Genomic DNA, 21,773 nt, shown 5'->3' with positions numbered 1-21,773 from the left:
GCGGGGGGGGGCGGCTACCCAACCCCCCCAAACACCCCCCCCCGCCCCCCGCTCCCCACCCCCCCCCCCCAACGCCCAAACTCCTCACCGCAACACTAACGGGGGGGGGGCACGCGTCCCCCCCCCCGCCTTTCTCGTGTGTCAGTCCGCGGTGACCACGTCGAGTTCGCCCTCCGCGTACTGCGCGCGCAGCCGCTTCTTGTCGAACTTGCCGACGCTGGTCTTGGGCACCTCGCTGATGAAGGTCCAGCGCTCGGGCAGCTGCCACTTGGCGAACTTGTCGGCCAGGAAGCCCTTCAGCTCGGCGGCCTCGGCGGCGGCGCCCTCGGCCAGCACGATCGCGACCAGCGGGCGCTCGTCCCACTTCTCGTCCGGCACACCGATCACGGCGGCCTCGGCGACGGCCGGGTGGCCCATCACGGCGTTCTCCAGGTCCACCGAGGAGATCCACTCGCCACCGGACTTGATGACGTCCTTGGAGCGGTCGACCAGGGTGAGGTAGCCGTTGGGGCTGATCTTGCCGACATCGCCGGTGCGCAGCCAGCCGTCGTCGAACTTGTCCGGATCGATCTCCGCGCCCGACGGCGAGTAGTAGGAGCCGGTGATCCACGCGCCGCGGACCTGCAGCTCGCCCAGCGATTCACCGTCGTTGGGGACGACCTTGCCGTCGTCACCGACGAGCCGCGCCTCGACATTGGCGGGGAAGCGGCCCTGCGTGTAGCGGTAGGCCCAGGCCTCCTCGCCCTCCACACCCGAGGGCGCGTGCGCGACGCTGCCCAGCGGCGAGGTCTCGGTCATGCCCCACGCGTGCAGGATGCGCACGCCGTGCTTCTCCTCGAACGCGCGCATCATCGACGGCGGCACCGCCGAACCGCCGACGACGGCGGTGCGCAGGTGCGAGATGTCCTGCGGCTGCGCGGCCAGCCCGGCCAGCACGCCACCCCAGATGGTCGGCACGGCGGCGGCGAAGGTGGGCTTCTCGGCGGCCATCATCTCCAGCAGCGGACCCGGCTGCAGGAAACGGTCCGGCATCAGGATGTTGGCGCCCGACATCAGCGCCGCGTACGGCAGGCCCCACGCGTTGGCGTGGAACAGCGGCACGATCGCGAGCACGTAGTCGCCACCGTGGAAGCCCATGCCGTTGGGCGAGTTCACCTGCATGGCGTGCAGCCAGTTGGACCGGTGCGAGTAGACGACGCCCTTCGGGTCACCGGTGGTGCCGGAGGTGTAACACATGGCGGCGGCCGAACGCTCGTCGACGACCGGGAAGTCGAAGTCGGCGGACTGGCTGTCGAGCAGCTCGCGGTAGGAGTGCACGGTGACGCCCTCGGGCGCGGTGAGCGCGGACGCGTCACCGTTGACCACGATCACATGCTTGACCGTCTTCAGATTCGGCAGGTACTGCGCGAAGAGCGGGACCAGGGTGCCGTCGACGAGCACGACCTTGTCCTCGGCGTGATTGGCGACGAAGACCAGCTGCTCCGGGAACAGGCGGATGTTGAGCGCGTGCAGCACCGAGCCCATCGCGGGCACCGCGATGTAGGCGACCATGTGCTCGTTGTTGTTCCACATGAAGGTGCCGACCCGGTCGCCCTCTTCGACACCGAGCCCACGCAGCGCGTTGGCCAGCCGCGCGGCGTCGGCGCCGAGCTCGCGGAAGGTCATGGTGCGCACCCCGTCACCGGTCCAGGTGGACACGGTCGAATCCCCCTGGAAGGTGGCGGCGTAATTGAGCAGCTTGGCCAGCGACAGCTGGTCGTCCTGCATGGTGCTCAGCATCGAAAACTCCTTCGGTCCCGCGGTGGCATGAGCCACGTCACACGCGGGATGCTACCGAAGAGTCGGCCGGTGGTAACTGTTCCTGAGCACAACTATTCCTGTCGAACCGAGTGTTCATCGTCAGCCGTGCGGTCACCGATGCGGCGGCTCGGCATCGGGCCCGCGATGGTGCGCCGGCACACCCGGCCCTGCGTGCTCGGCGTTGTGCACCGCGTCGACGACGAGCCGGCGGACGTGATCGTTGTCCAGGCTGTAGAAGATCGTGGTGCCCTCGCGCCGGGTCCGCACCAACCGCGCCATCCGCAGTTTCGCCAGGTGCTGCGAGACCGCAGGGCCGGGTTTGCCGACCTCGGTCGCGAGTTCGTTCACCGACAGTTCCCGGTCGGTCAGCGCCCACAGCACCCGCACCCTGGTCGCGTCGGCGAGCATGCGGAACACCTCGACCACCAGACCCACCTGGTCTTCGTCGAGGGGCGGGCGGGGTGCTGCGGTCATGCGCAGATGATAGGCCGGACGCGGCTGCCCGCAGGTGGACGTCAGCGCAGGGCGATGTCGGCGAGCGCGGTCCAGTCGGCCAGCACCTGTTTGCGGCGGACCCGGTCGCGGCCGACCATCTCGTCGAGGGTGGCGCCACGGACCAGGTTGATGGTGAGCCAGAAGGCGCTCTCGAGCCGTTCACGGGCGATCCCGGCGTCGATCAGCCCGGCACAGCGGTCGAGCAATTCGACGGTGAGCTCGTGCTGCACGCGCAACATCTCCCGGCGCAGTGGCTGGTCGTGCGCGATGCCGACGTAGAGCTCCACCGACGCGCGCCCGAGCTGACCGGCGAACGTCGCGGTGACCAGTTCCACCAGCACCGCGCCCGGCGACGGGACATCGGTGAGTGCTCTGGCCTTGCGCTGCATGGCTTCTCGCTGCCGCTCGGTGAGATGCCCGATGGTCTGGGCGAAGAGCTCGGCGCGGGTGTGGAACTGGTGCAGCTGCGCGCCGCGGGTGACCCCGGCCCTGGCCGTGATGTCGGCGATCGAGGCGCCCGCGTAGCCGACCTCGGCCAGGCTCTCGATGGCGGCATCGAGCAGCTGCGTGCGCGTCCGCAGGCTCTTCTCCTGGTGCTTGTTCGGTGGCATCCCCGGCATCGACCCAGTATAGACGCAGAAAATTCCGTGCTCCCTTGCACGCAATTCAGTGCTGGACGTAATGTATCCGCATGGCTGTCGACCGAATGCTGCCCACCGACGAGGCGCGCGACCTGATCGAGCTCACCCGCGACATCGCCGACAAGGTGCTCGAACCGCGCGTCGCCGAGAGCGAGAAGACCGGCGTCTTCCCCGACGGCGTGTTCCCCGCCCTCGGCGCGGCCGGGCTGCTGAGCCTGCCGTACCCGGAGGAGTTCGGTGGCGGCGCGCAGCCCTACGAGGTGTACCTGCAGGTCCTCGAGGAACTCGCGAGCCGCTGGGCGGCCGTCGCCGTCGCGGTGAGCGTGCACGGCCTGTCCTGCCATCCGCTGTTCACCTACGGCACCGACGAGCAGAAGCAGCAGTGGCTCTCGACCATGCTCTCCGGCGAAACCATCGGCGCCTACAGCCTTTCCGAGGCGCACGCCGGGTCCGACGCGGCCGCGCTGCGCTGCCGCGCCACCACTGTCGACGGCGGCTACCGCGTCACCGGCACCAAGGCCTGGATCACCAACGGCGGCCGCGCCGACTTCTACACCCTGTTCGCCCGCACCGGCGAGGGCTCGCGCGGCATCTCCTGCTTCCTCGTCCCCGCCGACACCGCGGGCCTGAGCTTCGGCAAGCCCGAGGAGAAGATGGGCCTGCGCGGCATCCCCACCACCACCGCCGCCTACGACGACGCCTTCCTGCCCGCCGAGCGCCGCATCGGCGAAGAGGGCCAGGGTCTTTCGATCGCGTTCAGCGCCTTGGACGCGGGCCGCCTCGGCATCGCCGCGGTGGCGACCGGCGTGGCCCAGCGCGCCCTCGACGAGGCCGTCGCCTACGCCAAGGAGCGAGAGGCGTTCGGCCGCAAGATCATCGATCACCAGGGCCTCGGCTTCGTCCTGGCCGACATGGCCGCCGCCGTCGACACCGCCCGCGCCACCTACCTCGACGCCGCCCGCCGCCGCGACGCCGGTCTGCCCTACTCGCGCCAGGCCAGCGTCGCCAAGCTGGTGGCCACCGATGCCGCCATGAAGGTCACCACCGACGCGGTCCAGGTCTTCGGCGGCTACGGCTACACCCAGGACTTCCCGGTGGAGCGCTACATGCGCGAGGCGAAGGTCATGCAGATCTTCGAGGGCACCAACCAGATCCAGCGCCTGGTTATCGCCCGCCACCTGGCCGGGTGAGCTATCCGGCAACGCGCTGATCATCACGCCTGCGCCCGATAGGGCAACCGTTCAGTAAACTGGACAGCGTCTCGAGACCTCGGACGAAAGAGGTGCGCGATGCTGTGGTGGCTGATCGTGATCGTCGTGGTGTGCGTGGCGGCCTTGCTGTACCTGCGCGCCGAACAGAACAAGCGCACGGCGCGCGAACTCGAGGAGGCCCAGGCCGACGCGCGGGTGACGACCGAGCGGCTCGGCGGCCAGGTCTACCAGCTGTCGCCCCGCAACGAGGCCTCCCGTCAGGCCCTGGCCGACGCCTCGGAGCGCTACAACGCCGCGGGCGGCCAACTCGACCGTGCCGATTCCGCCGCCAAGGCGCGCCTGGCCAAACAGACCGCCCTCGAAGGCCTCTATTACATCCGCGCCGCCCGCACCGCCATGAACATGGACCCCGGCCCACCCATCCCCACCCTCGACGGCCAGGACATCGCGGGCCAGGTCGACCAGCCCCGCGTCGTCGAACACAACGGCCGCCGCATCGCCGCCTCCCCCGCCCCCGCACCGGCCACCCCCAATTACTTCCCCGGCGGCCGAGTCGCGGGCCGCCCCGTCCCGGCCGGCTGGTACTCCGAACCCTGGTGGAAACCCGCTCTCATCGCCGGCGCCTGGGGCGCGGGCACCGCCCTCCTGTTCACCTCCCTCTTCGCCGGCATGCCCGGAGTCCCCTACGACGCCCAAGCCTTCGAAGACGGCACCGGCGAAGCCGCCCTCGACCAGCCGAACGCCGACGACTTCGGCCAGGACCCCGGATTCGACCCCGGCCAGGACTCCGGCGGCTGGGGCGGCTCCGACGGCGGTGGATTCGACGGCGGCGGGTTCTGACACCTCGACATCATCGACAGAGCTGGAGAACGAGAAAATGACGCAGATCGCGGTCACGTCCTTCGCCCATTCCACTGTCCGCCTCGAACAGGGCGATCAAGCCCTGGTGATCGATCCCGGCGCGTTCGCGCCCGCGGAGGCTTTCGCCGACGTCACCGCGTTCCTGATCACCCACGACCATCAGGACCACGTCGACGTGCCCCGGGTGGTGGCGGCGCTGACGGCCAACCCCGAGAGCCGCGCGTGGGTCAGCGCGGACGTGGCCACTCAGCTGACCGAGGCAGGCGCGCCCGCCGATCGCGTCAGCGCCGTCACCGGCGGCGAATCCTTCACGGCCGCGGGACTGCCGGTGCTCGCCCTCGGCGGCGAGCACGCCGAGATCCACCGCAGCCTGCCGTCGTCACCGAATATCGCGTTCCTGATCGACAACCGCGTCCTGCACCCCGGCGACGCCTTTCCCGCTGTTCCCGACGGCGTCACCGTCGATGTCCTGTTCCTCCCCGTGAGCGGACCCTGGATGCGCTTCGCCGACGCCGTCGATTACGTCGACACGCTGCGCCCCCGCGTCATCGTCCCGATCCACGACGGCGACCTCATCGACGCGGGCCGAGCCCTGACCGACCAGATGAGCGCCCTGTTCCCCGGCGACGGTAAATACGAACGCCTCCCCGTCGGCGAGCGCACCTTCCTCTGAACCCCAGCGTCTCACCGCCGACTCTGATCCCCCGGCCTCCGCACGCTATACTCGGCTCGGTCGAACCGGGGCCGACCACGCCCGGGCTCGTCCACCGAACAACCCCGCCTTCGTAGCTCAGGGGATAGAGCACCGCTCTCCTAAAGCGGGTGTCGCAGGTTCGAATCCTGCCGGGGGCACGAAGAACATGGGCAACCGTAGTAGCGGTTTCCCATGGCGTGCCGGGTTGCCCCGTACCGCCGCCCCTGTGGGCTGGTGGCGGTACGGGCCCCGTTTCGGGGGTCGTAGCAGGGGTCAGCGGTGCGGCGGCTATGGCGGCATCGGGGAGTGTTTCTTCGGTCAGGGTGGCGTAGATGGTCACGTGTTTACCGGTGTGGTCGTAAACGATCTTGATCCCGAATGCCTCGTACAAGTCACGTTGCAGGACATCGGGGGCGCGGGTGAGATGCAGCGTCAGCCGAGGCAGGTGCTCCAGGAGCGCGGGTTCGTCGGGACGCTGCCGGGCAGCCTGTTCACGCAGGGTATCCAGCTCGCCGTTCTTGCTGCGGCGTTCCTTTTCGAGTTCTGTGTAGCGGCGTCTCAGCCGTTCGGCCCACGCTTGGGACAACTCGTCGTCACCGGTGATCGGGCGGGATTCCAGCTCAGCGAGCAGGTTGTCCTGTCGTCGGGTGATATCGGAGAGCGTCTTCTCGATCGCGGCGGCCCGTTGTTCGAGGTCGTGGCCCTTGCTCGTGGATTGTCCGCGTAGCTGGTGGCGTAGCAGGGTCGCGCGGTCGGGGCCGAAGACGCGTTCGTTGAAGAACGTCTCGACGCAGTCGAGGAGCTTGTCTTCGCGCACGTACACCGCGCGGGGGTGGTCGGCGTATTCCTCGGGTTTGCCGACGAGATCGAGTTTGGGTTGGCAGGTGTAGTAGCCGTAGCCCTTGCGGGTTTTGCCGAACATCCTCTTGTTGCACTGCTGGTGGTGCACGAACGAGCGCAGCACGTAGGTGCGGTGGGTGTCAGGGTGGGAGTTCTTGACACCCATCCGCGACCCCTGGCGAGTGGTCCTGTTCTTTTGCACCGCTTCCCACACCGCGCGGGTTACCAGGGGCTCGTGGGTAGGCTGCGGTGACCACACCCATTTCTCGGGCGGGACGAGCGCGCCGCCTTTCTTGCTGGCGCGCCGGTTCCACACCATGTGCCCGGTGTATTTCGGGTTGATCAGGATTTCGCGGACCGAGGACCCTGACCAGCGGCCCCGAGCGCGTTTGCCGCTGTTGGGTCGCGGGGGCGGGTAGCGGTCGGGGTCGGCGTTGAGCCGCTCGGCGATCACCTGGTAAGCGAGGTTCTCGTCGTGGCGCAACTGGAAGATCCGCACCACCGCCGGTGCGCGTTCGGGGTCCACGAGGAGCCGGGATTTGGTGCGGCCTTCCTCTCGTTTCGCCGCGACCGGGTGTGGCACTTTCTCGTTGAGGTAGCCGTGGCAGGCTTTGCCGATGTTCCAGCCTTGAAAGGTGTGTTCGCGGAACCCTTCCCAGGATTGTTCGAGGGTGTGGCGCAGGAACCATTCGGCGACACCTTGTTTCATGCGGCGCACGAGGATCTGGGTGGCGCGTTTCTCCGACAGCGAGATCGGTCCCTCGTCGGCGGCGAACAGCGGCACCCCGACTTTCTCCAGTTCGTGTTCGAGCTGAGTGGACTGGTGCGTCCAGCGGGCGGCGCGTTCGATCTCCTCGACCACGACCGCCTCGAAGCGGCGGTTGGGGTGGCGGGCTTCGGCCATCAAGTCGGCCAAACCGCCGTCACGCGGGATCGGGATGTCGAACGCCTCGTGCGCGCTGCCCAGGCCACGCATCTCGAGGTCCTTGCGGGAGGATTCGACGTCGTAGAAGAACGCGACGATCACGAACCCGTTCGGCAGCACCTTGCGGCAGTTGTCGAGCTGGCGCGGCAGCGACAACGTGGGGTCCTGCAAATCCCGGGTCGAGGTGCGCAGGAACACCGCCACCGGGACCGGGGACGACCCACCCATCCCGAGCAGATCAGGGCTGTCGGGTCCGGCGAATACGGGCAGGCTCATGCCGCCTCCTGTTCGTCGGCGGTGGTGATGGCGTCGAGATCGACCAGATCGGCTGTGGCTGGGTCGTGGCTGTCGAGCCAGCGCAGCAGCGCCGAGATCGCGCGGGCTTGCCGTTCGGCGACGCGTTTGGCTTCGGCTCCGGTGACATAGCGAATCTGGAACGACGTGGTCATCTCGCCCACTCGAGCATCGACATGCATCGGCGAATCGGCGCGGGCCCGCGAGGGGCGCAACGGGATCACCACGGCGTCGTCGGAAAATTCCTCGTCCATGATTTCCTCTCATGTCCTGCCACGTCGGCCCGATAGGTGGCGGAGGTGGCTGTTTCGTGGGTGGGTGGAACTGCGCGGGAACCGGGCGGGTCCGCGTGCAGCGGGATCCATGAACGCTCCGTAGCGGCCGAGGCGTCAAATGTCTTCTCGTGCAGCATTTCTGCCGAACCGGTCACCCGCGACCAACCAGGGGTGCCGATCGGCCGGAATACGGCGGCCTGCGCCGTTCTGGCGGGTCCAACGGGCGGGTCTGCGGTGTGACCATTGCGCGCCGGAACCCGATCCCGGTGCGGTGGTTCGGACAGCGGCGTCAAGGGTCACCCCGCCCACCTGCCGTCGGCTGTTGCGGTTGAGCCGATGTCGACTTCGGTGTCGCGGTCGTCGGCGATGGCGGCCAGGAACTCAGGCGAAGTGGTGATGAGCGCGTTCTCGGTGAGCGAGGCCAAAGACCCGAACACCGCGCGGTCGGTGCCGCCGACCGCGAGCAGCCCCGAACCGCGAGCCGCGGAGAGCAGGAATTGCTGCTCGCCGTCAGAGAGGTGGAAGGCGGTAGCGACCTCGTCGATGGCCTGGGGTGCTTGGCGTAGCAAGATCTGAGTGGCGGCGTTGGAGATGATCGCTCGCCCGAGTTCGGTCGAGCAGACATCCGCGCAGTCCTGGGTAGCGACGGTGAGTCCGGCCCAGTGCTTGCGGAAGCTTTTCGCGGCCCGGAACAGGAACGCCGCCCCGGCGGGCTCGCGCAGCAGCAGCCACGCCTCGTCCACGGTGATCATGCGGGGCCGCCGATGACCGGGGTTCGACACTTTCCGCCACGTCGCGTCCAAAACCAGCAGCGTGCCGATGGTTTTCATTTCATCGGGCAGCTCCCGTAGCGAGAACACGATCATCGCGCCCTCGGGTTCGGTGGTGGTGTTCCCGTCGATCAGCCCGGCATAGGCTCCCTCGCCGGTGTAGGGGTGCAGCCCGGCAGCCAACTCGACGGCAGCGGGCACGGCGAGCTGGTCAAGCTGGTCTCGCAGGTCGCTCAGGGTGGGCGCGGGCCGGGTCCAGGTGGCGGGGTCGTCGGTGATCCCGGCGGCGGTGTAAGCAGCGGCGAGAGCAGCGTCCAGCGCCGACCGATGCGCGGCGGTTTGGTCCCCCAACAGCACCTGGATCAGGGTGTGGCAGAACAGTTTGCGCCGAGTGAGCGCATCGGTCGGGGCGCTGCGGCTCCCGTCGGGTCGGATGTGGATTTCCAGGTCGAACGGGTTGAGCCGAACTCCGGGTGCACCGAGGCGGATGTTGGTGCCGCCCACGGCCTCGCTCAGGCGCCGGTATTCATCCTCGGGATCGATGATGACCTGCTCGATCCCGCGATACAGGGCCCGCAGGATCTCGGTTTTCACCAGGTAGGACTTGCCCGCACCGGATCGGCCCAGCACGACGAGGTTGTGGTTGTGGGCCTCGGGACCGAACCGGTCCACGAACAACAACCCCGACGCAGCGTCGCGGCCATAGAGAACACCCTGGGGCCGGTCGGCCTGGGCGGGATCGGCGGCGGGGAGCTGGGGTGAGTCGAAGGGGAACGCCGCGGCGAGGGCAGTGGTATCGAAGGTCCGCTGGACCCGGATAAGGTCCAACCCGAGCGGCAGAGTCGTCACCCACGCCTGAGCTGCCCGGTAGGACAGGGTGCAGGTGTCCACGAGCAGACTCGCCGCCAACGCGCGAACGGCGGCCAACTCGTCGGCCAGCTCGGATTCCGAGGCGGCATGGACGGTGAGATACACCCCGACGCGGAACAATCTTGCTTCGGCCCGCGCGACGCGCGCGGACAGGTCGGCGGCGTCCTCGACGGCGACGTCGACCTGCGGGTCGGTCAGACGGCCCCGGCCGAGGTCCTGCCTGCGGGCAGATTCGAGGCGGGCTTGCTGGCGGCGCAGCCGAGTGGCGGCGGTGGCCGGGTCGACCGGCTCGACGTGCACCGCGACCTCGACTCTGCCCGGGTGAGACAGCAGAGGCGCGAGCCAGCCGGCGGTCACCTCGCGCGGGTAGCCGGTCACCGCGAGGGTCGCGCTCCAATCCGAGCCGATCTCAAGATGCCGGGTGCCGATGGTCAAAGATTCCGGGGCGAACCGGTCGAGCCCGTCCCCGGCGAACGGATCCGGTAATCGGGTATCGGGGTCGGTGCTGACGACCGTGCCGGCGGCGGTGATGTCGGCGGCGGCAGAGACGAGGCTTTCGGGGTCGGTGCAACTGGCCAGCACAGCAGTGGCGGCGTCGTGGTCGAGGGCGGTCACCGAGATCCCCAACGGGGACAGCACATCGGCGGCCTCGTTCATCCGGCGCAGCAGCCTGGACTCGGCTGCACGACGCGCACCGCCCGATAGGGTGCGCCGGGCTCGGCGCTGCCCAGGGAGACGGGCACGCAGCCCGCTGGTCGCCACGGCCTCGGTGTGTTCACGCCAGACGAGCAGCACCTGTCGGTGAACGGGGTCTTCGCGGGCGGCCAGCTCGGTGAGGTGGTCGGCATGGTCGAGGGCTGCCGCGGCGAGGTCGGCCGACATCTGCGCGGCAGCAGAGTGCAGGCCGGTGATGTGCTCAGTCAAGTCCAGCCGCGCCGAACGGATCAGGATCTGAACGGGTTGACGCAGGGTGTGCAGCCAGCCCGCGAGCTGGCCGACCAAGCTGTCCTGTTCGGCCGGGGTCCGCAGCGACAGGTTGAGGGTTCCCGCGACCGCGATAGCGGCGAGGCCGTCGGCGCCGAGGTCGATCACCCCGACCCCGCCGCTGCCACTGCTCGCCACCGACTCGGGCAACCGCGCCTGATCCGCCGATAGTTCCGAGGGCACCGGCGACCGAGGACGTCGTCCTGTGGTGCGAGTCGTGATCCAGCGCGGAGCCCGGGCGGCACCATGTGATCGGATGAGGTGGCGTGGACGCAGGCGGTGACGAACGGCCGCGACGAGCAGCAGGTCGGCCGACAGACCCTCGCGGCGGGTCAGGACCGCGACTGCCACGAACACGAACATCAGGGCAGCGGTGACCGCGAATACGGGCAGCGGTAGCAGGGTTCGCGTTGCAGCCCAGGCCGCGTACAGCAGTGCGGCGGTCGTGGCCAGGACAGCGAGCTGGCGCGCGGTGAACGGCCCCAGCAGCCGGTCGGAGCGGTCGACGTCGGCGGGGATGCGCACGATGGTGCTCATTTCAGGGTTCCGCCTCTCGGGGCGCGGGGCGCTCGGCGGCGCACGGGCAGATCCGGCATGGGCAGATGCAGCTGCCGCCCCGCCGGACGCGCCGGGGCCGCTGCGGGTGGTTGTAGCGGGTTCGGTGGCGATGCAACGGGTTTGACCCGGGCGACCGGGAACGGCAGCGGGTACTGGCCGCTACGGTTCGGGCGAACACGCGCGTACGGGTCGGGCGGGGTGGGTTCGGTGAAGTCGAAGGCGAGCTGTTGCGGTGTCGCCCGGCGACCGGGCCGCTGCGGCGGCGGCTCGGGAGGCGGGGGTGTTGGACGGACACGGCGCACTGGGATCGGGAGCGGGTACTGTCCCCCAGCCCCGGCGCGAATGCCCCGATACGGGTCCGGTGGAGTGAAGTCGAACGCGAGCTGGCGTCCCCTCGCCGACCGGTTCGAGCGCGGTGGTGGGGTGCCGGTCGCTTGGGCCGGTGCCGGGTTGGGTTGCCGAGGAACGCGGCGCACTCCTTCCAAGGGCAGCATGAGCTGCCCGTCGCGGGTCGAACGCACCCGCGCGTACGGATCGGGCGGTCCACTGCTGGAGGCGGCGCGGGGTACTCGTGGGGCACGGACGGGTCGCGCACTCCGCCGTGCGGACGCCGCCGAGGCTGTGGTGCGGGCGGAGCTCGCAGTGGCGCCTTTGAGCATGCCGAGGGTTTTGTAGGCGATGAAGCCACGCACGATCGAGCCGAGGAAGCTGCGGCCTTGCCCGATCTTGAGCACCGACAGCAGCCACATCGGTGTCTTGATCAACACGAACATCAACGCCAAAGCGACAGTGAGATCGGCGATCTCGTTGGCATCGGGCCCGAACACGTACCAGCCACCGGGACGGAGCATGACCCGCAGCACGGCCACCAACGTCAGTGATTGCACCACCTGGACCGCGAGGCAGGCGGCGAAGGAGCGCCACCACCAGCGCGCGACACCGTCGAGGCCGGGCAGCCCATGACACATCAAAGCCAGGGGTGCGCCCACGATCAGCAAGATCGTGATCGTCACCCGCACGAGATAGCTGATGATCAGCACGAGCAGCATCACCGACAGCGCCAGCTGCAACAGAACAAGGACACCGAGGCTCTGGGTACTGGTGAACGCCAACTCGGCCAGCGCGTCGGCGGCCGAGCCCGAGTCGACACCATCTCCAGCGAGAGCACCGGCGAGGGCGTTGGCGAAACCGATTCCGGCGGTGGCGATCATCATGCTCAACCCCCCAGCCGCGAATCCGACGACCAGGCGGGGTGCGAGTTCGCGGATCGACCATTGGGTTTGGACGGTCTCACGCATCATCAACAGCACCCCGGCAGCCATCACGACCAGCACGTAGAGGGCGAGCACGATCTGCCACGACTGGTTCCACAAGACCCCGATCTCGGGAATCTGCCCGGGTTCGGGTGTGGTGAGCAGGGTTTGCGACAACAGTTCCAGCAACGGGTTGAGCGAGGTCTCCACGATGCGCCGGAAGAACCCGTCGACCGCGTTCTCCACACACCCGTTGATGTTGGTCACCCCGCACTCGGCCGAGCCCGACCCGGATCCAGGTGCCGGTGCTGGCGCTGTTGTGCCGGGCGCGGTTGTCGTCGGTGGGGTGGTGGTCGAGGGTGGTGTCACCCACCGGCGCGGTGTCGTGGTCGGTGGACTGGTGGTCGGCGCGGGTGTCGCCGGTGCCGTGGTCACTGGCGGAACCGGCGTCGGAGTGGCGGGTTGGGCGGCGGCCCCGCCGGAACCGGTGAGCACGATCAGGACGGCGGCGAGGACCGCTGCTGCGCTATTGGCAGCGAGGCGCGCGGCCGGTGTGAACCGGGTGGGGGTGGGTGGTGCCTGGGCCGGGGTTGTCACGGTCAGGCTCCGATGATGGACTTGAGCACGGCGACGATGACCGGTGCCAGCATCGCCAGCGCGTAGCCGATGCACGCGGCGCGGAAGGCGGTCTTGGCCTTCTCGATCTCGCTGGGATCACCGCCCCCGAGCAGATAGCGGGCTCCGGCGATGGTCAGGAACAGTGTCGCCAGCCCGGCCAGGATGCCGACCAGCCAGTTGCGGGCGTTGTCGATCACCTCGCCCAGCGACGAGGCGATGGCCAGCACCTCGGTGTGCGGTGGCGCCGCCGAGGCGGATCCGGCCGCGACCACCGACACCACTACGGCGGCGACCGCGATAGCGAGGCGCCGGGGCCCGCGTCGTGCGCGGCCAGCCGAGTCCAGTACCTCCCCATCGAGAGCGTTCGTGTGCGGGTTCATGCGGCCACTTGCCCGGACTCGATGCTCGCCGGTGCCGGAGCTGACGAGAGTCGTTTCGGCCGGCGGCCTCGCCGCGGTGAGGAGACTCTCGGCGCGAGCGTGGTCACCGTCGCGGTCTCGACCGGGCCGTTGCGGACCGGATCGAGGTCGCGGGTGCGGTCGGCCAGCCATGCCAGTAGGGCACGTTCGGCACGGGACCGCTGCTTGCGCAGTCGGCCCACTGGGACACCGCGTTCGGCGGCCAGAGCGGGCAGCAGCCGGTCTTCCCACCGGGACGCGGCGATGAGTTCTGCGGCGTCGGCGGAGATCACCCCGGCACCCACGGCAGCAGCGAGCACCGTCTCGGGGTGACCAGACTCGGCTCCGAGTACCTGCGCCCGCTGCCCCCATTCGGTGAGATCAGCCCCGAGGTCACCAACCACCGTGAAACTGGTTCGCTGCTCGATTGCTGTTCTACGGTCAGCGCGGAAGGCAGCCCACCGTAGGCGATTCCATACGTGCGGCTGGTCGACATCGATGCACGGGAGGTGGAGCAGGAACTCAGCCAGCGCTTCGGACTCGGCATCGTGGCGTTCCGGGGTTCCCGGTGCCGTGTGCTCGCCGGTGATGCGGGCCAGCATCGGCATGGCCAGCGCCGCGCTCACGAGCATTGCGGATTCGCTGCGCTGCCGGACCCGTTCGATGAGCCACACCCAGATCGCATCGACCTCGCCCATTGGTGTGCCTGGATCCCACAGCCGCTCACGCAACTCCCCCCACGTCCGGATCCGACCGCACGCGGCCTCCGACACCGGGGCCGGACGGGGGATGGTCGGCAGGTAGTGTCCGGCGATCCGGTCGAAACCCCTGTTCACCGCAGCCAGTGGCGAGGGCGGTTTGCCGATCTGTCCCGGAATGGTTTCGTCATGCGTGTTCGTCACCACGATCTCCTTGTTCGGTCGATGATTTTCCGACCACCTCAGGACACCTCGCGGATCTATCCGAAACCTATCCAAACCCTATCCGCAACATATCCAAACACTATCTGAAACATATCCAAGTCATATCTTGCGCAGATCAGCATCTCCTCCGCTACTACGACACACCCACCCGTCAGGGGCGGGGCATATCCGCGCGGATATGCCCATCTGCCAGCACATGTGAAGCGCAGGATAGCGCCTAGATATGACTTGGATATGTTTCAGATAGGTTGCGGATAGGACGTCCGAGCATGCTGGCAAACCTTGGCGAAAATTCTTCAAAATAATTTCCGGGACATCTCATCGATGCACCCGTTTCCTAGGTTCGGATATCGGACTCAGGGAATTCTCAGAGAGCGGAGTTCGGAAATTACGTCCCGTTTTCGGCTTTTTGGCGGCAGTTAATGAGTAGAAGCACTCTCTCGTTCAGGAGGCCCTCATGACCGCCCCTTCCCGCCGCCCGCGCTCTGGCACCAATGCCGTGCAGATCCCCTCGACCCTGTGGCCGCTGGGACCCGACCCGCTCGATCCCGCCGATCGCTGGCCCGACCGGGCTCTGGTCCACACGATCACCGAATTCTCCGCGCCGGGCGCGCGGGTGATGCTGCTGGGCTGGCCCGCCCCCACCGCGCGGGGGACGCTGCGGATCATCGAGTCCGACACCGCCGCCGCACTGTCCACGATCGGTGATCTGGGCCGCCACGGACTCGACGCACCCACCGGCCGGACGTGGACGGGCGCGCCGGTGGATCTGGTCGTCGCGAGCCTGCTCGCCGATCAGCTCGACCCGATCGCCGCCGCCGAACACATAACCGCGCTCGCGACCGAAGTCCTCGCGATGGGCGGGTTGCTGGTCATTTTCTCCCGCTGCCGACACAGCGACTCCGGAACCTTGTTCGACCCGGCCGGTTCGGTCGTGGCCGCCGCGCAGTCCGCCGATCTGCTCTACCTCCAGCACATCATCGCCGCCCCGATCTCCGGGCACCAGGTCACCGCGCCCGCCGCGCCGACACCGTCGGGGACCGCGCGTCACGCCGTCGCGCACACCGACGTCTTCGTCTTCCTCCAGCCCGCACATGGCTGAACCCACACGCCCTGCACCCCACCGGAACTCTCACGTGAAGGACGCCCGATGACGCTCGAACCGACCACCCCCGCCACCGCCGACAGCGCCTCCGGCAGCCCCGCACAGACCGCCCCGACCGTCGCGCCGGTGTCGGTGTGGGCCACCGCGCAGACCGCGCCCACCGCGCAGCGCCGGGGCCGCTATCACCCCGACAGCACCGCCCATCCCGCGAAGATGTTCCCCGCCATCGTCGCCCACGCCGTGAACACCTACACCCGGCCCGGGGACCTCGTGCTGGATCCGATGTGCGGGATCGGCACCACCCTGGTCGAGTCGCTGCACTTGGGCCGCCAAGCGGTCGGTGTGGAGTACGAGAGCCGGTGGGCGGAGCTGGCGCGCACCAACATCGAGCTCGCTCGCGAGGCCGGGATCGATCTCGCCGCGGACGTCTTCCACGGCGACGCCCGCAAGCTGGGCGAGCTGATCCCGGCCGAGCTGCGCGGCCAGGCGAAGTTGGTCATCACTTCCCCGCCCTACGGCGATTCTCTGCACGGGCATGTGCGCGCCAACCGCAAAGACCCGGTGGTGAAGAAGAACCACCGCTACGGCCAGCTCCTGGACCGAGGCAATTTGGCCAACGTCGGCCTTGGCCGCCTACTGTCGGGGTTCACGAAGATCCTGGCCGGGGCCGCCGACTACCTCGCCCCGGGCGGGTATGTGGTGATCACCGCGCGGCCGTGGCGTCAGCACGCCGAACTCGTGCCGCTGCCCGCCCACCTCTACACCTGCGGTGAACTGGCCGGGATGGTGCCGGTGGAGCGGTGCGTGGCGCTGCTCGGGCGTCTCACCGAGGGTGATCTCGTCGCTCGGTCGAGCTTCTTCCAGCGCGACTTCATCGTCAAGCAGCGCGCGGCCGGGCTGCCGATGCACCTCATCGCCCACGAGGACGTCATCATCCTGCGCAAGCCCGAAGCCAGCGAGGCGACCGAAAGCCGCCGCGCGGCAGGCCGGTTCCCGTTCGGCAGCGCGGCGACGCTGCCGAACACCGAGATCACCGGCCCGGGATCGGTGGCCGCGTGAATCCCGAGCAGGGATGGCTCGGGCGGGGGGGGGGGGGGCCCCCCCGGCGCCGGGGCGGCCCCCCCGCGCGCCCCGCCCCCCCCCCCCGGGGGGGAGCAGGGCGCGGGGGGGTGGGTGGGGGGGGGGGCGCTGCGCGCCCCCCGCCCCGGGCCGTGGCCGACCTCCGCGAATCCCTCGAACACGCCCTCGTGTTCACCGATGCCCTGTTCCTGGTGGTGGCTGGTGTCACGGTGCTCACCGCGGTCGGGCTCGCGGGCCGGTGGCGGCGAGGCCGGCTGAGTGCGCGTGCCCGTCAAATCACCGTGCTCACCCCACCGGAGGTCGATGCCAAAGGCGCACTCTCCTTCTGGGCCCACCTCATCGGCCAGCTCCGCCCCGCGTGGGCGAGAACGCTTCTGGGGCAGCCGCATCTGGGGTTCGAGTACACCGTCACCCCCGAAGAGGGCGCGGCGATCCGGTTGTGGGTGCCCGGCGCGATCCCACCCGGACTGATCGAGCGGGCCGTCGCCTCGGCGTGGCCCGGCGCGCACACCGACACCCGCGAGCCCGCCCGGCCGCCACTGCCGAACCCGGTCAAGGGAATCCGGCGGGTCGTGGCCGGAGGCGAGCTGCGTCTCGGGCGCCACGAGGGACTCCCGTTGAGCACCGAGCATTCCGGTGATCTGGTGCGCAACCTGATCACCGCCGCCGACGATCTGGGCCCCGGCCAGGCCACCTGCGTACAGGTCCTCGCCCGACCGGTCACCGGCCGCCGCGTCGCCCGAGCCACCCGCTCCGCGGCGAGCACGGGTACCCGGGCAGGTGTCGCGGCCCGACTACTGCGCGAGGCCCTCGACCTCCTCACACCCGGCTCGAACAGCGCTCGCACCTCCCGCGCTACCGCCGGGGCAGGAACCGGCCGGGCCAGCGACCGGCAGACCTCCCTCGAATACAGCGCCGCCGCCCGCGCGGCGGCGGCCAAAGCGCGAGGGGCGCACTGGGAAACGGTCGTGCGCTATGCCGCCTCGATCCCGGTCTCCACCGACCCCTCCGAGATCGACTCGACAGCCGCAGCGACGGCGGTGGCGCGCGGTCGCGCCGATGCGCTCGCCACGACATTCGGGGCGTGCACCGATCACAACTACTACCGGCGTCGCCGTCGCCATTTCCGTCTTCAGCGGTTGATCCGGGAGCGCCGTCTCGGGCGTGGGGATGTGTTGTCGGTGCCCGAGCTGGCCACGATCGCCCATCTGCCCACCGACGACGGGCTACCGGGCCTGCAGCGTGCCGGAGCCCGAGCTCTGTCCCCGGCCCCGGAGATCCCCGTCGGTGGGGAACACACCAAGCCGTTGGGGATGTCAGACACCGGCACTCGCCGCCCAGTAGCGGTCAAAGTCAGCGACGCCCGTCATCACCTGCACATCCTCGGCCCCACCGGTGTCGGCAAGTCCACGCTGCTGGCGCGCACGATCCTCGATGACGCCGAGGCCGGGCGCGGAGTGATCGTCATCGACCCGAAGGGCGACCTGGTCACCGATGTCTTGTCGAGGCTGCCGTCGCCCATGGGTGAGCGGGTGGTGCTCTTCGACGCCGACGCCTCCAGTGCTCCGCCGTGTGTGAATCCCTTGGATATCGGCCGGATCGGACGCGCCGGAATGGATCTCGCGGTCGACAACCTGACCACGGTGTTCCGCCGGATCTTTCACCAGTGGTGGGGGCCACGCACCGACGACATCATGCGCGCGAGCCTGCTCACCCTGTGCGCACAGCCCGGCACCGCCACCCTGGCCGACCTGCCCCGCCTGCTCACCGAGCCCGCCTTCCGTTCCCGGGTCACTCGCACCACCGCTGACCCCGTCCTGCGCGGGTTCTGGGACTCCTACGAACAGCTCTCCGATACTGGGCGTGCCCAGCTCACCGGCCCGCTACTGAACAAACTGCGCGCCTTTTTGCTGCGGCCGTTCGTCCGTGCGGCCATCGCCGGTGGCCCGTCGACTGTGGACTTCGGCGATGTCCTCGACCACGGCGGCATCTGCCTCGCACGGTTGCCGAAGGGCTCACTCGGCGAGGAAACCTCACGGCTGGTCGGGTCACTGCTGGTCGCCCGGACGTGGCAAGCGGTGACCGCCAGGGCCCGGGTGCCCGCCGCCGACCGGCCTGACGCCGCGCTCGTGCTCGACGAGGCACAGAACTTCCTCAACCTGAGCACACCGATCGAGGACATGCTCGCCGAAGCCCGCGGACTCCGGCTCTCTCTGCTGCTGGCGCATCAGAACTTGGGTCAGCTCTCGCGCGAACTGCGCGACGGCATCTCAGCGAATGCGCGCAACAAGATCGTCTTCGCCGTGTCACCCGACGACGCCCGCGATCTCGCCCGGCATACCGACCCGTGGCTGTCCGAGCACGACCTGTCCCATCTCGACGCCTTCCACGCTGCCGCCCGCCTGCTGGTCGACGGCCGCAACGCCCGCCCCTTCACCCTCACCACCCGGCCGCTGGATCCACCGATCCCCGGACGCGCCCGCGAGATCGCCGCCGCCGCCCGCGCCCGCATCACCGCACCGGGCCCCTGACCGTGACGAGTGACCCGGTCACGCATAGCGCGCCTCACCAACTGCCACCGCCCGTCTTCTCTTCATCCTGAGAAAGGTTGTGCCACCGATGCTTTCCCGACCCGCCCAGCAGGCCGACAACCGCCGACCCCGACCCGACAACCGGACCCGGCCCCGCCCCCTCGATCCCACCGCGCTCGTCTCCCGGCTGACCGAGCGCGACCGCTGGATCCTGCGCATGCTCTACGAACACCGCGTCTTGACCACCAACCAGCTCACCGACCTGGCCTTCCCCACCCAGCCCATCGCCCTGCGACGGCTCAACCTGCTCCACCGCTACGGCGTCCTCGAACGGTTCCGGCCCTGGCGCGCCCGAGGCAGCGCGCCAATGCACTGGGTACTCGCACCGGCCGGAGCCGGCGTCCTCGCCGCCGAAGCCGGAATCACGGTGCGCGAGCTTGGCTACCAATACCAGCGCGCGCTCGCCATCGGGCACAGCCTGCACCTGACCCACACCCTCGGCGTTGTCGAGTGGTTCACCGCCCTGATCGCCCACCCCGCCCTCGATCAGCGTGGCGACCCCGCCCAAGTCCTGGGGTGGTGGTCCCAGACCCGCTGCGAGCGCCTGTGGGGAGACCTCGCCCGTCCCGACGCCTGGGGCCGCTACCGCCACGCCGAAGCCGTGCTCGACTTCTACCTCGAATACGACCTCGAATCCACCACGGCGCTGTCGCGGGTCGCGGCCAAGCTCACCGGCTACGCCGAGCTGGCGCGCACCACCGGGGTCGTCGCCCCCGTCCTGCTGTGGGTGCCTAGTAGCGCCCGCGAGACCAAAGCCCGTGCCGCGCTGCGCCGAACATGGGAACGGCTGCCCGACCCCGAGGCGGTGCCGGTGGCCACCGCCGCCGCTGAACTCCGGGCCCCCACCCACGAGGCGAGCCCCGCCGACCAGGTCTGGCTGCCCTTGGAGTTTGACACCGACCGCAGGTCGCATCTGCACCAGCTGGCCACCATGTGGCCCCGGCGTACCCCGCCCGCCGCCGACAGCGAACTCGACCCCGGCTGGGTATCCCAGAGCGGCGTCGTCGCCTTGCCCCCACCCGCACCCCGGCCACCGACCTACGAGTCCTGGTGAGCTGACGATGCTGGTCAAGGCACTCGGGGCAGGATTCGCCGGGTTCGTGTTCCTCACGGTCGTCATCGCGACCGTGGTCACCACGGTCATCGTGTTCGACCAGGCGCTCACCGCACCCGCCCCGGGCGCCTCGACCGGCACCGGCTCCACCCCGAGCACCGAAGCACAGCAGGACATCCCGGCCGAGATGCTCGTGCTCTACCAGGCCGCTGCCGGGGACTGTCCCGGCCTGGACTGGAGCGTGCTCGCCGCGGTCGGCAAGATCGAGACCGACCACGGTCGCTCCACCCTGCCGGGAGTGTCCTCCGGCGAGAACAGCTCCGGGGCCGGTGGGCCGATGCAGTTCCTCGCCCCGACGTTCGACTCCGTTGTCTCCCGGCATCCCCTGCCCGCTGGTGGAGCGAACCCGCCCTCGCGCTACAACCCCTCCGACGCCATCCACGCCGCCGCGTTCTACCTCTGCGACTTCGGTGCGCCCGACGACATGTACAGCGCGATCTTCGCTTACAACCACGCCGACTGGTACGTCGACCAGGTCCTGGACCAGGCGTCCCGCTACCGCGCCACCACCCCCAACACCTCCGGCGGGGACTGCGCCAGCGCTGCACCGCCGAACTCGACAGCGGCACAGGTGATCTCGTTCGCCTGCGCGCAGCTCGGCCTGCCGTACGTGTGGGGCGGCAACGGGCCCGAGGTGAATGGCGGCTGGGACTGCTCGGGACTCACCCAGGCCGCCTACCGCGCCGCCGGGATCTCCATCCCGCGCACCACCTACGACCAAGTCCACACCGGCACACCGGTCTCCGAGGACCAGCTCGCCCCCGGAGACCTGCTGTTCTACAGCACCGGCGGCGATGTCCACCACGTCGGCATCTACCTCGGCGGCGGCCAGATGGTGCACGCACCCACCTTCAACGAACCCGTCCAGGTCTCGCCCTACCGGTGGCCCGGAGACGACTACTTCACCGCCACCCGACCCACCCCCGCCCACAACAACAACTCCCCCGCCGCGCCCTGAACATCGACTTGTGAACGGAGAACCTCCATGCGCCACAACCACTCTCGAACCGTCCGCGTCGCGCTGTGCGCGGCCGTCACCGCGACCACCATGACGGCCGGTGTCACCGCCGCAGAACCCACACCCGACCGCACCGGTTCCCAGTGCCCGCGCTGGACCGCGCTGCTGGCACCGGGCACCTACGAGACAACCTCGACCGCCGGACAGGCCACGACCGGGATCCTCACCCAGCTCGGGGAATCGCTCACCGCCCGCTACGGCTCCGACATCGAGGTTCACACCCTCGCACCTTCCGCCGGTGCGGGGTCGGTGAGCCAAGCTGACCTCACCGCGGCGGTGAAGGGGCTGTGCTCGGACACCCGAGTTGTTGTGGCCGGCTACGGCCAGGGCGCCGGGGGGGCCGGCGGCCTCGCCCCCACCCTCGGCCACCGCGGCGGCCCGCTCCCGGCCCCGCGAGTCCGGGGCGTCGCGCGGGTGGCGGGCCCGCCCCCCGGCCCCCCCCCCCCCCCCCCCCG

The 21,773-nt window shown here is 69.5% G+C and carries 16 protein-coding genes, 1 tRNA gene and 2 pseudogenes; 11 read left to right on the top strand and 8 right to left on the bottom strand.

The annotated features are described in order from the left end of the window. Positions 1-141 precede the first annotated feature (141 nt). From QH270_RS01445 to QH270_RS01435, 3 genes are all read right to left on the bottom strand, one after another. Positions 142-1,779, bottom strand: a complete 1,638-nt coding sequence (locus QH270_RS01445) for a long-chain fatty acid--CoA ligase (protein WP_280338524.1) — start codon at positions 1,777-1,779, stop codon at positions 142-144. Between the two features lie 132 nt (positions 1,780-1,911). Continuing rightward, positions 1,912-2,274, bottom strand: coding sequence for an ArsR/SmtB family transcription factor (locus QH270_RS01440; protein WP_280338523.1), 363 nt, complete (start codon positions 2,272-2,274; stop codon positions 1,912-1,914). A gap of 41 nt (positions 2,275-2,315) precedes the next feature. Then, positions 2,316-2,915, bottom strand: coding sequence for a TetR/AcrR family transcriptional regulator (locus tag QH270_RS01435; protein WP_280338522.1), 600 nt, complete (start codon positions 2,913-2,915; stop codon positions 2,316-2,318). Between the two features lie 71 nt (positions 2,916-2,986). Between QH270_RS01435 and QH270_RS01430 the strand changes: the two genes are divergently transcribed. The 5 genes from QH270_RS01430 (at position 2,987) to QH270_RS01410 (ending at position 6,429) form a co-directional block, all read left to right on the top strand. Continuing rightward, complete coding sequence (locus QH270_RS01430; protein ID WP_280338521.1) at positions 2,987-4,126, top strand: acyl-CoA dehydrogenase family protein; 1,140 nt, start codon at positions 2,987-2,989, stop codon at positions 4,124-4,126. A 99-nt stretch (positions 4,127-4,225) separates the two neighbouring features. Then, positions 4,226-4,987, top strand: coding sequence for a DUF1542 domain-containing protein (locus QH270_RS01425; RefSeq protein WP_432420271.1), 762 nt, complete (start codon positions 4,226-4,228; stop codon positions 4,985-4,987). Positions 4,988-5,024: 37 nt separating this feature from the next. Then, positions 5,025-5,681, top strand: a complete 657-nt coding sequence (locus tag QH270_RS01420) for an MBL fold metallo-hydrolase (protein WP_280338520.1) — start codon at positions 5,025-5,027, stop codon at positions 5,679-5,681. 106 nt (positions 5,682-5,787) lie between these two features. Then, positions 5,788-5,860, top strand: a tRNA-Arg gene (locus tag QH270_RS01415). 182 nt (positions 5,861-6,042) lie between these two features. After that, a complete protein-coding gene (locus QH270_RS01410; protein ID WP_063125116.1) occupies positions 6,043-6,429 on the top strand; it encodes a hypothetical protein in 387 nt (128 codons plus the stop codon). Between the two features lie 351 nt (positions 6,430-6,780). On the opposite strand, the pseudogene QH270_RS34590 reads toward QH270_RS01410, so the two are convergent. The 5 genes and pseudogenes from QH270_RS34590 to QH270_RS01385 form a co-directional block, all read right to left on the bottom strand. Beyond that, positions 6,781-7,446: pseudogene (locus QH270_RS34590) on the bottom strand (recombinase family protein); the annotation flags it as partial. A gap of 886 nt (positions 7,447-8,332) precedes the next feature. Beyond that, positions 8,333-11,197 (bottom strand): PrgI family protein, encoded by a 2,865-nt coding sequence (locus QH270_RS01400; protein WP_082393410.1) that lies wholly within the window; start codon positions 11,195-11,197, stop codon positions 8,333-8,335. Continuing rightward, on the bottom strand, positions 11,194-12,738 hold the full coding sequence (locus tag QH270_RS01395) for a hypothetical protein (protein WP_054815553.1): 1,545 nt from the start codon (positions 12,736-12,738) through the stop codon (positions 11,194-11,196). The genes QH270_RS01400 and QH270_RS01395 overlap by 4 nt, the downstream gene beginning before the upstream one ends. 332 nt (positions 12,739-13,070) lie before the next feature. Continuing rightward, the gene (locus tag QH270_RS01390) at positions 13,071-13,469 is read right to left on the bottom strand and encodes a pilin (RefSeq protein WP_054815555.1); all 399 of its coding nucleotides are present in this window, start codon (positions 13,467-13,469) and stop codon (positions 13,071-13,073) included. Then, positions 13,466-14,389, bottom strand: a complete 924-nt coding sequence (locus tag QH270_RS01385) for a hypothetical protein (protein WP_146089069.1) — start codon at positions 14,387-14,389, stop codon at positions 13,466-13,468. Before QH270_RS01385 ends, QH270_RS01390 begins: the two co-directional genes overlap by 4 nt. A 478-nt stretch (positions 14,390-14,867) precedes the next feature. Between QH270_RS01385 and QH270_RS01380 the strand changes: the two genes are divergently transcribed. From QH270_RS01380 to QH270_RS01355, 6 genes and pseudogenes are all read left to right on the top strand, one after another. Next, on the top strand, positions 14,868-15,512 hold the full coding sequence (locus QH270_RS01380) for a hypothetical protein (protein ID WP_146089070.1): 645 nt from the start codon (positions 14,868-14,870) through the stop codon (positions 15,510-15,512). A gap of 48 nt (positions 15,513-15,560) precedes the next feature. Then, positions 15,561-16,574 carry a TRM11 family SAM-dependent methyltransferase gene (locus QH270_RS01375; RefSeq protein WP_063125117.1) on the top strand — a complete coding sequence of 338 codons (1,014 nt, stop codon included), beginning with the start codon at positions 15,561-15,563 and terminating at the stop codon, positions 16,572-16,574. Between the two features lie 152 nt (positions 16,575-16,726). Continuing rightward, the gene (locus QH270_RS01370) at positions 16,727-19,126 is read left to right on the top strand and encodes a type IV secretory system conjugative DNA transfer family protein (RefSeq protein WP_280193159.1); all 2,400 of its coding nucleotides are present in this window, start codon (positions 16,727-16,729) and stop codon (positions 19,124-19,126) included. Between the two features lie 88 nt (positions 19,127-19,214). Further along, positions 19,215-20,240, top strand: coding sequence for a replication-relaxation family protein (locus QH270_RS01365; RefSeq protein WP_280338519.1), 1,026 nt, complete (start codon positions 19,215-19,217; stop codon positions 20,238-20,240). A 7-nt stretch (positions 20,241-20,247) separates the two neighbouring features. Further along, the gene (locus QH270_RS01360) at positions 20,248-21,258 is read left to right on the top strand and encodes an NlpC/P60 family protein (RefSeq protein WP_054813825.1); all 1,011 of its coding nucleotides are present in this window, start codon (positions 20,248-20,250) and stop codon (positions 21,256-21,258) included. Between the two features lie 27 nt (positions 21,259-21,285). Next, positions 21,286-21,773 (top strand): annotated as a pseudogene (locus tag QH270_RS01355) (hypothetical protein); the annotation flags it as partial.

The sequence above is a fragment of the Nocardia neocaledoniensis genome (assembly GCF_029868625.1).
GTDB lineage: Bacteria > Actinomycetota > Actinomycetes > Mycobacteriales > Mycobacteriaceae > Nocardia > Nocardia neocaledoniensis_A.
Note: the sequence above shows the minus strand (reverse complement) of the source record. Positions and strands in the feature narration are given on the sequence as shown.